The 16979-nt window shown below is 37.4% G+C and carries 15 protein-coding genes; 12 read left to right on the top strand and 3 right to left on the bottom strand.

Going from position 1 to position 16979, the window contains the following annotated elements:
• Positions 1 to 300: 300 nt before the first annotated feature.
• From torE to ESZ36_RS02280, 11 genes are all read left to right on the top strand, one after another.
• Complete coding sequence (torE, locus tag ESZ36_RS02330) at positions 301 to 474, top strand: trimethylamine N-oxide reductase system protein TorE (protein ID WP_011042655.1); 174 nt, start codon at positions 301 to 303, stop codon at positions 472 to 474.
• 43 nt (positions 475 to 517) lie between these two features.
• Positions 518 to 1696, top strand: coding sequence for a pentaheme c-type cytochrome TorC (gene torC, locus ESZ36_RS02325; RefSeq protein ID WP_146782976.1), 1179 nt, complete (start codon positions 518 to 520; stop codon positions 1694 to 1696).
• A 15-nt stretch (positions 1697 to 1711) separates the two neighbouring features.
• Positions 1712 to 4204 (top strand): trimethylamine-N-oxide reductase TorA, encoded by a 2493-nt coding sequence (torA, locus tag ESZ36_RS02320; RefSeq protein WP_146782973.1) that lies wholly within the window; start codon positions 1712 to 1714, stop codon positions 4202 to 4204.
• The gene (torD, locus tag ESZ36_RS02315) at positions 4201 to 4887 is read left to right on the top strand and encodes a molecular chaperone TorD (protein ID WP_146782971.1); all 687 of its coding nucleotides are present in this window, start codon (positions 4201 to 4203) and stop codon (positions 4885 to 4887) included. Before torA ends, torD begins: the two co-directional genes overlap by 4 nt.
• A 741-nt stretch (positions 4888 to 5628) precedes the next feature.
• The gene (locus ESZ36_RS02310) at positions 5629 to 7611 is read left to right on the top strand and encodes a S1 family peptidase (RefSeq protein ID WP_146782968.1); all 1983 of its coding nucleotides are present in this window, start codon (positions 5629 to 5631) and stop codon (positions 7609 to 7611) included.
• Between the two features lie 65 nt (positions 7612 to 7676).
• A complete protein-coding gene (locus tag ESZ36_RS02305) occupies positions 7677 to 8072 on the top strand; it encodes a hypothetical protein (protein ID WP_146782965.1) in 396 nt (131 codons plus the stop codon).
• Positions 8073 to 8290: 218 nt separating this feature from the next.
• Positions 8291 to 8578, top strand: coding sequence for a hypothetical protein (locus ESZ36_RS02300; RefSeq protein WP_146782962.1), 288 nt, complete (start codon positions 8291 to 8293; stop codon positions 8576 to 8578).
• A gap of 428 nt (positions 8579 to 9006) precedes the next feature.
• Entirely contained in the window at positions 9007 to 10407 is a 1401-nt protein-coding gene (locus ESZ36_RS02295) for a TolC family protein (RefSeq protein ID WP_146782959.1), read from the top strand.
• A gap of 2 nt (positions 10408 to 10409) precedes the next feature.
• The gene (locus ESZ36_RS02290) at positions 10410 to 11408 is read left to right on the top strand and encodes an HlyD family secretion protein (RefSeq protein ID WP_146782956.1); all 999 of its coding nucleotides are present in this window, start codon (positions 10410 to 10412) and stop codon (positions 11406 to 11408) included.
• Positions 11409 to 11412: 4 nt separating this feature from the next.
• The gene (locus ESZ36_RS02285; RefSeq protein WP_146782953.1) at positions 11413 to 12597 is read left to right on the top strand and encodes an ABC transporter permease; all 1185 of its coding nucleotides are present in this window, start codon (positions 11413 to 11415) and stop codon (positions 12595 to 12597) included.
• On the top strand, positions 12597 to 13784 hold the full coding sequence (locus ESZ36_RS02280; protein WP_146782950.1) for an ABC transporter permease: 1188 nt from the start codon (positions 12597 to 12599) through the stop codon (positions 13782 to 13784). Before ESZ36_RS02285 ends, ESZ36_RS02280 begins: the two co-directional genes overlap by 1 nt.
• Before the next feature lie 56 nt (positions 13785 to 13840).
• Here ESZ36_RS02280 and ESZ36_RS02275 read toward each other — a convergent pair whose 3' ends face one another.
• The 3 genes from ESZ36_RS02275 to ESZ36_RS02265 all read right to left on the bottom strand — a co-directional run bounded on the left by ESZ36_RS02275 (position 13841) and on the right by ESZ36_RS02265 (position 15743).
• Complete coding sequence (locus ESZ36_RS02275) at positions 13841 to 14458, bottom strand: MarC family protein (protein WP_146782947.1); 618 nt, start codon at positions 14456 to 14458, stop codon at positions 13841 to 13843.
• A gap of 109 nt (positions 14459 to 14567) precedes the next feature.
• Positions 14568 to 15020, bottom strand: coding sequence for a tellurite resistance TerB family protein (locus ESZ36_RS02270; RefSeq protein WP_146782944.1), 453 nt, complete (start codon positions 15018 to 15020; stop codon positions 14568 to 14570).
• A 231-nt stretch (positions 15021 to 15251) separates the two neighbouring features.
• The gene (locus ESZ36_RS02265; RefSeq protein WP_146782941.1) at positions 15252 to 15743 is read right to left on the bottom strand and encodes a VOC family protein; all 492 of its coding nucleotides are present in this window, start codon (positions 15741 to 15743) and stop codon (positions 15252 to 15254) included.
• Positions 15744 to 15901: 158 nt separating this feature from the next.
• Between ESZ36_RS02265 and ESZ36_RS02260 the strand changes: the two genes are divergently transcribed.
• Entirely contained in the window at positions 15902 to 16666 is a 765-nt protein-coding gene (locus ESZ36_RS02260; RefSeq protein WP_146782938.1) for an NRDE family protein, read from the top strand.
• Positions 16667 to 16979 lie beyond the last annotated feature (313 nt).

Below are 16979 nucleotides of genomic sequence, written 5' to 3'. Positions count from 1 at the left end.
TAATAAATAAACAAAAGAGAGAAGGGCAGTGAAGCTTAACAGTTTTGCTGTTTTTATCATTTTAAGGTTATAAAAATTATCAGTACTTAAAGCTCTTCAGTTGTTTAGCTTATGTCTCTTCAAGTCGCTAGAATATAAACATTTCTGTTCATATCTTTTCACAACTTCACGCAAGCTGTCATTTCCTACTTCATGGTCATTCACATTCTTCAACTATAATTAGCTCATCAAAAAACTTTGAATGAAACGATAAGTCATTCAAAAAACATCCCAGATATTGATTAAACGAGGAGTTTCGACATGACCACGGAACAAATAAACAAAGAAACAGGTGAAAAGAAAAAGCGTAAAGAACTTAAGGCATTAGGATTCATTATTGTAGTGCTATTTCCCGTACTCAGCGTATTCGCTATTGGTGGTTACGGCCTAATTATTTGGTTAATTCAGGCATTTGGCGGCGTAATTCCTCATTAGGAAAGCCACTAATCAATATTCAAGAATAACAAGGATTATCAACATGAAATGGTTCAAAAACCTTTGGCAAACACTTAATACGCCAGCCAAATACCTAACATTAGGCTCCATCAGTTTAACCGCTTTTATTATGGGGGTTATGTTTTGGGGTGGTTTCAATACTGCATTAGAAGCAACCAATACCGAAGAATTCTGTATTGGTTGTCATAGTATGGAAAGTAAACCTTATCAAGAATTACAAAAAACAGTGCATTGGTCTAATCACTCCGGCGTACGTGCCACTTGCCCAGACTGTCATGTTCCACATAGTTGGGGTCGTAAAATTGCGAGAAAAATGGAAGCGTCCAGTGATGTTTGGGGTTGGGTTTTTAACACCGTTAACACCAGTGAAAAATTCGAAGATAAACGTTTAGAAATGGCGTCACGTGAATGGGCTCGCTTCGAGAGAGATGACTCGTTGGCTTGTAAGAATTGTCACAACTATGACTCGATGAAATGGGACACCATGTCTAAGTTGGCGCAAAAACAAATGAAGCGTGCTGCAGAAAAAGATCAGAGCTGTGTTGATTGCCATAAAGGTATCGCACATATATTACCCGATATGGGCACTGCAAGAGCACCACAATTAATTGCTGAAGTCGGTACTGGTCCGAGTAAATTCACCAATGAACAATACTACTTCAGTGCATTGACCAAACCACTATTTTTTAGCGCTAAAGGTGATGTAGAAGCAGGCACGTTAAATGTCGCAACCAAGGTTAAAATATTAGAGAGCAAAGAGAACAGAGTTAAAGTTTCAATTAGTGGTTGGCGTAAACAAATTGGTGCTGGCCGTGTTATTTATTATGACTTTGGTATCAATATGCTAACAGCACAATTATCAAAAGAAGCGGCAAAAACTGAAGGTGTCATCAATGGCTTTGAAGAAAAAGAAGACGAGATGACCGGTTTGAAATGGCAACGTGTAGAAACAACATTATGGACTGATGCTGAATACCTAATTACCGAGCAACAGCCACTTTGGGATTATGCTCGTACAACCTTTAGAAGCAGCTGTAGTGTTTGCCACACGCAACCAGACGAAGCTCACTTTGACGCAAATACTTGGCCAGGCATGTTCCAAGGCATGATAGCTTTTGTCAACATGGACCAAGATACCCAAGCATTAGTACAAAAATATCTACAACAACATTCATCAACTTTTGTTAAAAAAGAACATTAATCGGAGCTAAGTATCATGAAAAGAAGAAATTTTTTAAAAGGCATTTTAGCGACATCATTTACCGTAATTAGCACTGCTTCGGTTTTGACACCATTGACCGCTTTAGCAAAAATAGGAGCTAAAAACCGTGACGATTGGCTAACAACAGGTTCTCATTTTGGTGCCTTTAAAATGAAACGTAAAAATGGTGTTATTGATCAAGTAAAACCATTTGATTTAGATAAATATCCAACCGATATGATCAACGGAATTAAAGGCTTAGTTTATAATCCATCACGTATTCGCTACCCTATGGTGCGCTTAGACTTTTTATTAAAAGGTCATAAAAGTGATACCAGCCAACGCGGTGATTTTCGTTTTGTTCGAGTCACTTGGGATCAAGCATTAACCTTATTTAAACAATCACTTGATGAAATACAAACAAATTATGGCCCCTCTGGTTTGCACGCAGGACAAACAGGCTGGCGTGCCACCGGACAGTTACACTCTTGTACTAGCCACATGCAACGAGCTGTTGGTATGCACGGTAATTTTGTTAAAAAGATTGGCGATTACTCTACGGGTGCAGGTCAAACAATTTTACCTTATGTTTTAGGCTCAACCGAAGTTTATGCTCAAGGCACATCATGGCCATTAATTTTAGACAATGCCAAGACAATCGTATTATGGGCAAACGACCCTTATAAAAACTTACAGGTGGGTTGGAATGCTGAAACCCATGAAAGTTTTGAATATCTTGCTCAGCTAAAAGAAAAAGTAAAAAAAGGTGAGATACGCGTGATCAGCATAGATCCCGTGGCATCAAAAACTCAAGAGTACTTAGGTTGTGAAAAAATCTATGTAAATCCACAAACAGATGTAGCCTTAATGCTCGCTATTGCGTATGAGCTTTACACCAACGACTTACATGACAAAGATTTCATAAAAGGTTACAGCTTAGGTTTTGAGCGCTTTGTGCCGTATTTAACGGGCGAAGAAGATGGCATTGCTAAAACAGTTGAATGGGCAGAAAAAATTACTGCGGTACCTGCCGACGTAATTAAAGAACTCGCTAAAACCATGGTCGCTGGTCGTACACAATTATTAATGGGTTGGTGTATTCAGCGTCAGCAGCATGGTGAACAACCTTATTGGATGGCTGCTGTATTAGCGACCATGATAGGTCAAATTGGTTTACCTGGTGGCGGAATTAGTTATGGCCATCATTATTCTGGTATTGGTGTACCTTCTTCTGGCGCTGCAGCACCGGGTGCCTTTCCTCGCAATGTAGATGAAGGTCAAAAGCCGATATTTGACAGCACTGATTTTAAAGGCGCTAGTAGTACTATTCCTGTTGCCCGTTGGATAGATGCGATTTTAGAGCCGGGCAAAGTGATTGATGCCAATGGCGCTAAAGTGACTTACCCTGATATTAAAATGATGATTTTCTCAGGGAACAATCCTTGGAACCATCATCAAGATAGAAACCGTATGAAAAAAGAATTTCATAAACTGGAATGTGTGGTCAGTATCGATATCAACTGGACGGCAACCTGTCGTTTCTCAGATATTGTACTGCCAGCCTGTACTACCATGGAAAGAAACGATATCGATATTTATGGTAGTTATGCCAATCGTGGCTTGCTTGCCATGCAAAAAATGGTTGAACCATTATTTGATAGCTTATCCGACTATGAAATATTCACTCGCTTTGCCAAAGTGTTAGGCAAAGAAAAAGAATATACCCGCGGTATGAACGAGTTTGATTGGCTAACAAAATTATATAATGATTGTAAAAAAGCCAATGACGGTAAGTTTGTTATGCCTGAATTTGAGCAATTTTGGCAAGATGGATATGTACACTTTGGTGAAGGTAAGCCTTGGACTCGACATGCTGCTTTTAGAGAAGATCCTGAAATAAATCCGTTAGGAACGCCTTCTGGCATGATTGAAATACACAGTAGAAAAATAGAGCGTTATCAATATGATGATTGTAAAGGCCACCCAACATGGATGGAAAAATCAGAACGCAGTCACGGTGGGCCTGGCTCAGATAAACACCCTATTTGGATGCAGTCTTGTCACCCAGACAAACGTTTGCATTCACAAATGTGTGAATCAAAAGAATATCGAGATACTTACACGGTACAAGACAGAGAGCCGGTTTATTTAAATCCAGCAGATGCTAAGCACCGTGGCATTAAAAATGGCGATGTAGTTAGAGTATTCAACGACCGAGGCCAATTACTTGCTGGCGCAGTGGTAAGTGCTAACTTCCCTAAAGGTGTTATTCGGATTCATGAAGGCGCTTGGTATGGACCCGTTGGCGATGATGGTAGTATTACGGGTGGCGCAAAAGTGGGAGCGATTTGTAGTTATGGCGATCCTAATACTTTAACGCAAGATATTGGCTCATCTAAATTAGCCCAAGCTTGTTCAGCCTATACTTGTTTAGTAGATTATGAAAAGTTTAGCGGTAAATTGCCGCCAGTAACCTCATTTCAAGGACCATTGGAGATCGGCGCATGAGTCAAGTAAGTCAAGAGAGTCAGGCGAGAGCAATAGTTTATAATTTTCTCTCCTCACTCTTTGCTAAAGAAGTCACTAGTGATTTAGTGGCACAATTAACATCAGATCAAGGGCAAAGTTTTTTAAATTCACTTGCGCTTGAGCCCAGCTTGTCTGCTTCGGTAAATGAGATTAATGCTAAATTAGGCAAGCTTAACAGTAAGGAGTTATTACTTGAATTGGCTGCTGATTTTTGTGGCTTATTCTTAGTAGATGGTAGAACAAGTGTGTCGCCATATGCAGGTCAATACCTTAGCGCCGAGCTAGGTGGAGAACCAAGTGATAAACTAAGCAATGCCGCTAGAAATGAGTCAGGTTCAAAAAGAAAAACAAATAAAACTCAATTGTTTGGTGAGCTTCATCAGCAAATGACCGAATTTTTAACTGACAACAAGTTACAAATACATAGTGATTTTCCAGAGCCAGGCGATCATATTGCGGTTATCTTGGCCTACATTGCTCATCTGTGTGTCACCAGTGGGTCTGAACAACAACTTAGTTTCATTAATAGTTATTTAATGACTTGGCTAAGTGATTTTACCCAACAAGTAAATAAGCATGATCATGGTCTGTTTTATTGTTTCGTAGCTGATTTAACCCTAGAGTGGCTAAAAGTTGATACAGAGTTTTTGCTAAACGACTAGATAGAGGATGATCTGCTTACTTCAACATTAATGATAATAATCAATATTATCATTAATTGAAATGTTTACAGTGTTTAGCGAACTAGTAGAGTATCTTACGTTATTAAGGGATGGCATGTGCTATCCCTTCTTTTCATGCGCTGATAATGCGTCAACTAGACTAAATTGAAAGCTATTTGTTACTAACTTTTATTTACACGATTTAAACGCTGGTTCTCGCATCGTCTTCAAAATATAGCGCTAATATCAATAATTCTCCCCACATTATCAAACCCTACGCTTACAAAGCCTTACGCGCGCTTACAATAATGGATGAACTTTTACAGGATAATAACGTCTCAAGCTTACTTAATAATTATATCTTTAATTCTAATATGAAATAGTGTTAATATTTTGTTAACACCATTTTCTGAGCTAAAGACGATGGTGATGTTATTCAAAAGGCCAAAGTAGATAATAAGCGTAAATACCAACAATTAATCCTTTAGGTCAGTTATGCTAACTTCTTTTTAAATGATGATTAATAACTAGTTATAAAGCTGATTAATTCAAGTAAATAAACATAGAATTATTACCAACTACAGTGCTACCAAAGACTTCTCAATTAACAGACTATTTTTTAATATGACATTTATAAACGACTATTTTCTTCTACATCGACTTATTTTATAAGTGCTCTCTAACTGCTAATTGTCACAAGTACCTTTTACCCGACCGGTAATATATTCTGGAGTAAACTTAATGAAATTTAATAACTTTGTCATCGCGTTTGTTAGCTCAGCTATCACTCTTTATAGCCAAGCAAGTTCAGGGGCACCTGTCTCTGATTCAGGTGAGCAAGCAAAGAGAATAGCATCGCAACGAATTATCAATGGTGTACAAGCTAAACAAAACGATTACCCATTTATTACGGGCTTAATTGCATCATCGACTAAAGAAGGAGGCGACATATCACCATTTTGTGGCGCTTCTTTTATTGGCGGACACTATGTATTGACGGCATCGCACTGTGTTGATGGCTCTATCGCTTCAGATATTGATGTTGTTGTTGGAGAGCATGATCTGAATGACCGTACTACTGGAGTGCGTTATAAAGTCGCGCAAATTTACATGCATGAAGATTATGACTCTGTCGCAACTAATAATGATATTGCAATACTTGAATTAGAAACGGCAATTACCAATGTAATACCGATTAAACCCTTAACAGAAGAACTTGAATCATTGTTGAAGACTGGTGATCTACTAACCGTGATGGGCTGGGGAAACATGTCATTAAGTGGTCAGTCGTTTCCTACTGTTCTACAAACAGTAGATGTTCCACTCTACGATCGAGATAAGTGTAATGCCGCCTATGGCGGTGGGCTTACCGAACAAATGATTTGTGCCGGTTTTGAAGCTGGCGGTAAGGACTCTTGTCAAGGGGATAGTGGTGGCCCGTTAGTGGTAAATAAAAACGGGGAGTGGTATCAAGTTGGAGTAGTTAGTTTTGGAGAAGCCTGTGCTTCAGCAGATTTCCCAGGAGTGTACTCTCGTGTTTCACAGTTTATTGATTGGATTAAACAAAAGAAAGCCGGTGTATCATATCAACAAAAACCTACTCCGGGTTATGTTGAGAACGGCTATGAAGATGTTACCACGTTGAAATTTAAGAACTTAAGCGCAATTGAATATACGGTTACAGACATTAAGTTCACCGATTTAAATAATGTTGCACAGCCGTCAGTTGAGTCAAACAATTGTAATAGCGTAGCACTAAAACAAAATGAGACCTGTGAGCTTACTATTAAAGTGACAAGCACCCAATTAGGTAAAGGAGGGTTCAACATCAGCGTTAGTACTACGCATCCAGGAAATAGCATAGCAGAACAATTTTTTTCTATTAATGCCCTCGAAAAATCGAGTTTAGACATGAAAGCTTTGCTCGATATTGATAATGATAATATTGAATGGTATTCAGGTGGTGATGCTATTTGGCAAGCGCAAACCACTAAAGTACTTAAAGGAAACAATGCCATTGAATCGGGTGATATTATCAATTCACAAAATTCAGTATTACTAGCGATTATTAAAAATCCTGAAATCAATGGTTTTTCGTTTAATTATTTAGTACAAGCTGAAGAGGGTTATGATGGTCTAAAACTAGAACTCAATGGTCACAAGACTGAATTTTTTGCTACGGGTATAACTCAAACACAATTCAAAGAAGAAAAAGTTTCTTTAACAGAAGGCACTGACCGAATCGCTTTTATCTTTTCTAAAGATGATACTGATGATGGAGCTGACGTAGGTTTTAACAAAGCCTATATTGATTTTGTACAAAGCTCTACAACCAATACCGCACCCATTATTAATTTACCTCAGATTGTTTATGAAGTGAAAGTACAGAAGGAGCTGCTTTTAGATGCGTCTAAAAGTACGGATAAAGAGGGGAGTACTCTTCATTTTAGATGGGAGTTAGTTGGCGATAAACTCGGCTCTGTGATTAATAATGCCACTTCAGCTCAAGCAACGTTTGTTGCAGGTGACAAAGAAGGTAAAGTTACGTTTAAAGTCATAGTTACGGACCAACAGGGGGCTACTTCAAGTAAAGTGGGAAGTGTAACTATCACTAAAGATACTATCGAGACTCAAGCTCCTGTAGAGGCAAAAAAGAGTGGCGGGGCAGGAGGTTTTATATTGCTATTCACACTGTTATTTTTATCGCTGAGAAGTCGTAAGTAAAAGTCTTTCGTTAGAGTGGGTCGTTATTCGTTACTCACTCATTTATATATTTATTAAGGGAATTTATGAGTAAATCAATAAAGTACACTCAAGTCATGCTTCTGTTATTGCTTGTTATAACAACGTCAGCTTGCTCAGCAGTATCACCAGAAGAAAAGAAAGAAAATGTGGCCATGCAAGATAACACTCTTGAAGTCATTTATGGTTTTGATATTAAAACTGATGGCTTATGGTTTTTAGTGAAGTCTAATGGTTGTACTAACGAGAAAAACTTTAACTTACAACTTAAGAACATAGATAATGATACTGCAGAGGCCAGTCTCTTCCGTACAAAACGTGATTTATGCCGAGGTTTACCTAGGTTGGTAAGTATTCAAATGCCCATCAATGATAGCAGTATTACTGGCAAGCGCTTTATAGCGAATAATCCATTTTCGCTTAAACCAGTAAGGAAAAAATAAAAATATATAGTGCATCTAATTGAAATTATTTTACAGCTTTTGTACTGAAAGTTACTTGGGAGCCAATAGCTATGACTTTCGTTTAGATACCTAGGTGTTTTGGTAATATTTTCAGTATCATCAAAACACCTGGCCATCGAATATATTTTTTGTTGTTATTGGAAATAGACGCTTTTAAGCTCATACTCTATCCTATAGATAATTCAATAGGAGGTAATATGGACCTAGAGCAAAAAGATAAAGGAGTTATAGCAGTGCTCCTCAAACGCTTTGAAAATGAGCGTTATCCAAGAATTAAGCAACTCAAAGCGAAAGTTGATACTGGTGCTGTACTCGACCAGCAAGATCTAACTTACCTAGAACAGGTCTTAATGGATACCCACCAAGTAATCGCCATTATAACTCGACATCCCGAATATGGATCCTTGGCTAAAGAGAGTTTACTGATGTATGAAGAAATCATGAGTAAATCTCAACTAAACAGTAAAAAAGTCTCATCAAATTAAAGTGTTGTTAATACTTTTTAAGTTTTTTATTTGTATTAGTGCGCTTTATTATTTGTCCTTGTGTGCGCCTAAATCTCTTGGGAAAATTCATTTGTGAAATGATGTTTAGGCTAGCTAGGCTGAATTTTAAGACCAAGTTATTCAGCTAAACGAGCATGATGTTTTGAGTGTTTGGCTAGTATATCGGTCGTTATTTGTATGTATCAATATCTTCCTCAGCAGCGCTACTCTCAATATTAATTAATTAATTCCCTAGAAAATCTATTAATCAAAACGGTAAATGTTGCTTATTTTATATCCTTCTTAACTGCAGTTAATTTTCAAACCGTCCATTCAATAAACGCTTAAGTGCTTGTAATTACTATCTAGATGATAGAAAGTAGAGTCTATTATGAGCTTGATAAACACGGTAAATGATAGGTTATATAATGAAACAGAATTTAGTTTTACTGACAGTTTTAATAATAATTATAAATTTATCTAGCATGCCTGTTTTGGCTCAGAACTTCACCTTTTCCCAAGCATGGAAAACGGTACTGCAAGAGAGTGATGCGCTCGCGGCAGAGAAACAAAATATTGAGCGTTCTCAATACTTACAGGATGCTGCAAGTGATCTTTTACTACCGAGTATTTCTTTAGGTGCAAACTACACGCGTTTAGATCATGCCGTTCGAGTTAAGCCCTCTGAAGTAATAGCGAGTATGCCTATCGATAGTATCAATGAAGCTTTTGGTATAACGACAAATAACTTAGATAGCTTTTTCACTTCTACTTTATCCGAACGTGATATTTTTACTAGCTCAATCCGTGCATTATGGCCTGTTTATACGGGAGGGCGAGTTAGTGCTGTTCAAGGTATTGCTAAAGCCCAAAACGATGAAGCTAGTCACTTGCTAACGATGAAGCAGCTGGAAAAATTTGAAGATTTAGTGAAATATTATTTTGCAGTAGTGCTCTCTGAGCAAGTACTTAAAACTAGGATAGAGGTAGAACAAGGCTTAAAGACGCATTATGAAAATGCTTTAAAACTAGAAGAACAAGGGCAAATAAATAAGTTAGAGCGTTTACAAGCGCAGGTGTCATTAGATAAATCACAAGTAGAGCGTAAAAAATCACTTCGTGATTCTGAAATCGCACAAATCGCATTAGCTAGATTACTCAAAACCCGAGAAAAAGTGACACCGACAACAACATTGTTCATTAATAAATCATTACCTAAAATGTCTAACTATTTAGATAAATCATTAGCTGACTTTCCCGCACTAAAAATGCTTGATGCGAAACAGAAACAAGCAAGCGGTTTAATCGAGATCGAAAAAGGGAAGTATTACCCTGAAGTTTATCTATATGGTAATTATAATTTATACGAAGAGGATAACTTAGCCTCTCAAATCGCGCCTGATTGGGAAATAGGGGTTGGGGTGAAAATTCCTATTCTCGATACTTCTGGTCGTTCAGGCAAAATGAAAGCAGCCCATAGTTCAGTCATGCAAATCAAATATCTTAAAGCACAAGCCGTGCAAGATTTATCTGTTTTAGTGGAAAAATCTTACCGAGAAGCAAATCAATCTCTAGAAGAATATCAAGGTCTTGCATCAAGTTTAGCTTTAGCAAATGAAAACTTAAGGTTACGCAATAAAGCTTTTAAACAGGGGGTATCAACATCAGTAGATGTGGTTGATGCACAATTATTTGTTGCGAGTATAAGAACTCAACGGTTTGTTGCTGCGTATCAATACATGATATCCCTTTCTAAGCTACTTGCATTAAGCGTAGACACTCATAGTTTTAAACATTATCAATCTTATCAAGGTATAGAGGTTAAATAGTGATGCACAATTTGAACAAAAAAAGCAAAACTTGGCCAATAATTTTAATGATAGTCGCTTTATTTATTTGGCTAATTTATACCTTTTATCAAGCTTATCAGCCACTCCCAGAAAGAATACAAGGTCAAATTGAGGCGCAAAACTTTAGCATATCTTCAAAAGTACCTGGTCGAATAGAGCAAGTACTTGTCAGAAAGGGAGATACAGTATCAAGGGGACAAATGATATTCACACTGTTAAGTCCTGAGATACAAGCAAAGCTACAGCAAGCAAAAGCGGGTGAGAAAGCGGCTGGAGCGCTGGCTGAACAAGCGGAAAAAGGTGCCAGAATTCAGGAAATAGCTGCAGCTAAAACCCAGTGGCAAAAAGCAAAAGCTGCGAATGAGTTAATGGAAAAAACCTATAATAGAGTCAATAATTTGTTCAATGATGGCATTGTTGCTGAGCAAAAACGTGATGAAGTTTATACTCAATGGCAAGCAGCAAAATATAATGAAAGCTCTGCTTATCAAATGTATGCCTTGACTAAAGAAGGTGCACGAGAAGAAGTAAAAAGAGCGGCAAAAGAAAAAGAGAATATGGCTGCTGGCGCAGTAGCTGAAGTTGAGGCTTACATTGCAGATACTAAAATAGAGAGTTGGCACAATGGTGAAGTTAGTCAGGTATTACTGCAAGAAGGAGAATTAGCCCCACAAGGATTTCCTGTCGTTACTATTGTAGATATAAATGATGCGTGGGCTATTTTTCATATTAGAGAAGACAAATTGAAAGATTTCCCTAAAGGGCAAAAAATAGAAGTGGAAATTCCAGCGTTAGGTGAGGGGGATTTTACTTTTGAAATATCGCATATCTCGGTTATGGGTGACTTTGCTACTTGGCGCGCAACGGATAGCGCTCAAGGGTTTGATATGAGAACGTTTGAAGTTGAAGCGAGACCACTTGAGCACATTCCACTGTTAAGAGTAGGTATGACTGTATTACTAACCAGTGTGACTAAATAGTAACGTGAGGCTATTACAAAGCATAAAAAATGAATGGCAATTAATTTGCCATGATGCTTGGTTAAAAGCATTACTTTTTTGGATGCCAGTAATACTTGCTATAGTCATCTGGGGAGTCTTCTCAGCAGGCATTGCGCGTGATTTACCTATAGGGGTCGTAGACCACGACAACAGTTCAGTATCTCGTTCGCTCATACGAAATTATAATGCAAGTCCTACCCTAGCTGTTGTAAACCACTTTCACTCTATGGAACATGCTAATACAGCCCTTAGAGAAGGTTCTATTTATGCGTTAGTCATTATTCCTAATTCCTTAGAAAAAAACACCTTATTGGGCAAGGCACCCCAAGTGACAGCCTTTTATAATAGTCAGTTCATATTAATTGGTAAGTTAATTAATTCGGCCATGTTAAGTGCTCATGGCACTTATGTAGCCCAAATAGAAACCTTTAAAGACTTAGCAAGTACGCGTGGTAACGTGGAACAAGCGATAGGAGAAGCATTGCCTATTTCGTCACAAATATCGCCATTATTTAATGCTAATACGCATTATGGCCAATTTCTAGTTACTGCTGTCATTCCTGCCATGTGGCAAATTATTATTATTGCTACTATCGTGCTTGTCTGGGCAAGGCCTCTACAAAATACTTCTTTAGATGTTTGGCTTGCTCATCTTAATTTTAATGATGAACTGATAAAGTTAATCCCTTATGTTTTGATTTTTTGGATACAAGGTATCGTTTACCTCAGTGTGTTTTACGGTACGTTGCAGTGGCCCATGCATGGAAGTTGGCTATTACTCATATTGGCTCAATTTCTTTTGGTTTTAGCCTGCACAAGTGTTGCGACATTATTCTTCTTTATTACCCTAGATGTAACACGTGCAATGAGTTTAGTGGCGGGATTCGCAGCCCCTGCATTTGCTTTTATGGGCGTCACATTTCCAACGACTGATATGCCTCTTTTAGCGCAATTATGGCGAGCCTTATTACCTATTAGTCATTATATAAACGTGCAAATTCAGCAGGTAAATTATGCAACAACCTTTAGTCATAGTGCTGGTAGCTTTGTCGCATTAATTGTTTTTATTAGTGGGTTTTATATGGCTAAATTACTCGTTGAAAAACGAAAAAACTCAAGTGCTTTAAATGAAACAAAGAAAGAAACTGTCGAAAAAGGTTGTAATTAATGACTTGGAAACGATTAATAAGCAGCGAGTTTTACGCTATTTTTACTAATATACCTTTACTCGTTACCGTATTCGGCGGCGTGATCATTTATTCATTTCTTTACCCTTTGCCTTATATTAATCAAACACCAAAGGAACAAAGTATTGCGGTGATTAATTTAGATGACAGCCAATTAAGTCGCACTATTGAGCGTATGGCTAATGCTACTCCTCAAGTTAACATTATCGAACAAGTCTATAATATTGATGAAGCTAAGGCCTTACTCGTTGAGGGACACATAACGGGATTTCTTCTGATACCTCAACATTTTTATCGTGATTTATTGTTAGAAAAAAGCCCTCATTTGCTTTTTGCTGGCAACGCTTCGTACTTTTTAGTCTATGGTACTGTCATTGAAGGGTTAGTTCGTTCAACATCAACGTTAGCTGCTGAAGTTAAAGTGAGTCGAATGGTGATGCGAGGAGATAATATCGCTTTAGCTTCTTCTCAGTATTCCGCAATTGGCTTGAACCTTAAGCCAACCTTTAACGCCAGTTTAGGGTATTTAAACTATATTGTTCCTGCTGTGTTTGTCTTAATTTTACATCAAACTTTACTTATTGCTTTGGGGTTACTCACGGCGGGACAGTATGAAAACAAAGTGAAATATCATCCGGTAACAGAATTACAATCAAGTTACTGGCTTATTTATCCTGTTTGGCAGATTTTGCTTGTTCGCTCATTATTGATGCTCATTATTTATTTAATGCTGTTCAGTTTTTATTTTGGTTATAGTTTTGAAAGTTATGGTATTAATCGCTTAGCCACTATTCCTGATTTGATGACACTTGCTTTTCCTTTCTTACTCTCAGTTATTTTTTTAGGCACTGTAATCGGTTTATTAATACCAAGAAAAGAGCTAGCGACGCTTGTTGTGTTATTAAGCTCGCTTCCATTAGTATTCTCTGCTGGTTTCATATGGCCCACATCAAACATGCCTACAGTGATTAATGTCATTGCTCAGTTTTTTCCATCTACACCGGCAATTAATGGCTTTTTACGGTTAAATCAGATGGGAGATAGTATTGATAATTTGGTGCAAATAAAAATGCAACTTTGGTCATTAACATTATTGTATGCCATGATTTCTGGTGTTTTGATGCATAAAAAGCAACATGAACTTAACATGATAATTAAATCGAGTTGATGATATAGCGACTAACCTTGAAAGCTTAGTCGTGTATTTAAGGGCTAAAAACCTGTTTAGCCCAGCGCACTAAAAGCTGACTTGATCCCCACTAATAACATTTGAACGCCTATAACAGCCAAAATCAACCCCATTAATCGAGTAACAATACTCAAGCCACTGTTGCCTATAGCGGCTAAAATACGCGAACTAAATATAAAACAAATAAAGGTAATAAGGCATAAAACTGCAAATACCGAGAGGGTGATAATTATTTCCATCCATCCGTTAGAGGATGAATAATTCATTGCTGTGGCAATGGTTCCTGGCCCTGCAAGAAGTGGCACGGCCAAAGGAGATACTGCCACATCAGAACTATCATCATCTTGAGTATGATGAAGTTTAGAACCAGAGCCTTGAAGCATATGGTAACCGACAATAAAGACTAATATACCACCTGTTATGCGCAGTGCAGGAAGTGTTATACCGAATAAATGAAAGATTGATTTACCTAAAACGGCAAAGCTAGCGATAACTATGAACGTGATAATTAACGCCTTAGCTGCAATTTTTCTCTGTTCAAGTTTATTTTTATCTCCGGCTAATCCTGCGAAAACCGCCGTATTGGCAATAGGGTTCATAATTGCAAAAAAAGCCATGAAAACGGTTAGTGCATGTTCCAATAATAAATTCATTTAATCTCATTTTGTTAATAGGTATTGTGAAGGTTCGATAATAGAACGGCATCAATCAACCAGGTGACTACGTTGCAGTTTTTAATCTAGATAAAGGTACAATAAAAAATTAAGTGTTTTGCTCCAATACTTTCAATTTGGTTTGAATAAAGTCACTGTGAGGTACATGAAGTAAATCTGAAATTTGGCGAATGGAATGCTCTTCATAAATACAGATTTTTTGGTCGGCTATTGCTACCTCCCACAGTGTTTTTACCAGCTGAACTTTTTGTTGCGCACTATAGTGTTCATTAATTAATTTAACAAACGGGTACAGCGAAGTAACATCTGCATCTTGGGCGGTTGCGTGTTCAACAAGTGAATCAAGCTTTTGTCCTGATAAATTAAACGATTTTTCGAGTGCGACTTTAATCGCCTGTTGTTCAACCGATGATTTTTCTAAACTTGCTCTATTAACCTCTATTAGCAATGTAGCAGCAGCTAACTGGATTCTATCTTGTGTATTTTCTTGGTCATTTATTTTTAGCTCTTGGCTAAAGAAGTTTCTAAGTTTTGCTAACATGTGTATTCCTTATTTATTGGCAGCGTGAGCTAAGCTCTTAGCCCTTTCTATCAATGGGTTCTAAAGTGCTTACGAGAATGCCTTACAAAGGCAGATACGCACTGCATCATGGTTATGAGTATATAATTGCATTATCAGCGATATTTGCAATAACTTAAAATAGTAAATCACTATGATGGATGACTACCACTTCTGCGCCGCTTTGATCTAACAGCACAGTGCTTAACATCCCTATTTAGGCGTATAAGCAAATTCGATTCTGTTACCACTTGGCTCTGCTATCATCATATGTATAGTTGGACCATCACCGTTAGGCTCAGGTGGAAATTCGATAATTACACCGTCAGTTTTTTTGCAACGTTCATAAAGAATATTCAAATCTTCTAGACTTGCAATACTTAAGGCTAAATGGTGCAGACCAACATTATTTTTCCTATCAAATGCTATATTTTTTGATGGGTTAGTTACTTGCCAAAGCGTTAAGAATAGTTTGCCATCGGTTACAAATTTTGATGGGTAATCATCATAACCACCAACCACTTTCCAACCCAATGTTTCAGTAAAAAATTGAGTAGATTGTTCTAAATTGGAAACCGTTAAACCTAGGTGGTTTATGCCTTGTGTTATCGGATTATTAAGCGGGGTTAATGCTGAGTTGGCCGTTGCGGTATTGGTAGTAATAATTGTTATTATAAATAATAAGGCTATAAAATTTTTATTCATATTGAATTCCGTTAATACACTGTATTTCAATAGACCGTTGATAGCGTCAGTTGTTTCAAAAATTTTATTTATAAAATGATTTATTGGGTAGTCACAACATTATCAGGGTGCAATAATCAGGCTAAGACTTAACTTAATCAGATTTTAAGAATTTATTCATGTGCATTTTATTTATTGCTATCGAGCAACACCCAAAGTTTCCAATGATTATTTGTGCAAATAGAGATGAATTTCATCAACGCCCAACTCAAGCAATGCATGTTTGGCAACAGCCCAATATCTTGGCAGGAAAGGATCTACAAGCGGGTGGTACTTGGTTAGGTTTATCGTCAACGGGGAAGTTTGCGGCCTTAACTAACTTTAGAAAACTCCCTTTAAGTGAAGCCCCTAAAAAATCCAGAGGCGATCTTGTTTTACAGGCTTTAGCCGACACTAAAATAAACATGACAGATGAGTTAGCCCAGCAAGCAAGTCAATATCATGGTTTTAATCTCATTTATGGTTCATTGAACCAATTACATTGTTATGACAGCGTAAACAATCAAAACCATCAACTTTGTAAAGGAGTGCACAGCATCTGTAATGGTGCGTTAGATGATATTTGGCCTAAAATGGCAAGGGGCGAAAAGCTGCTAAGTGAGAATATTCGTTTACATGAAAACCTATCCATTGATGCATTATTTGATTTAATGACCAATGACAAACAAGCTTTACCTAATTTACTGCCTGAAACCGGACTTAATGAGGAGTGGGAACAGCTACTCAGTGCCATTTTTATTAAATCCCCATCATATGGAACACGAACAACCACTATTATTACTCAAGATGTCGAAGGTAAGGTTGAAATTTATGACCGCAGTTATGCGCCATCAGGTGACTGTGTTACTAAGCAACAATTTAATTTAGCAACGGTCTTTGATTAAATATTTAATAGCTTTCTTATTCATTATTTAAAGTAGAGTGCTATCAAGTTAACCCATTACCGCTCAATACATAGTAAAAGTAATGTATTGCTATGCTTAAAAGATTCTCATTATTCTACTGCTGGAATTTTAAACGTATAATTGTCAAAAAATATGCATATTTACCGACTGATGTATTTAATCCCCTAACCGATGCTTAAAAGCTAACTATTTTACTAAGTGAGCAGCCATATAACTCACTTGCTCCTCGTTATAATGAATAATGAACAGTTCCAAAATACCTATGTGTTTCGCTGTAACCCTTTAAAAGTGA

Source organism: Colwellia demingiae (assembly GCF_007954275.1).
In the GTDB taxonomy this organism is placed as follows: domain Bacteria; phylum Pseudomonadota; class Gammaproteobacteria; order Enterobacterales; family Alteromonadaceae; genus Colwellia; species Colwellia demingiae.
The sequence above is the reverse complement of the archived record's forward strand: the minus strand, read 5'-3'. Positions and strand labels throughout refer to the sequence as shown.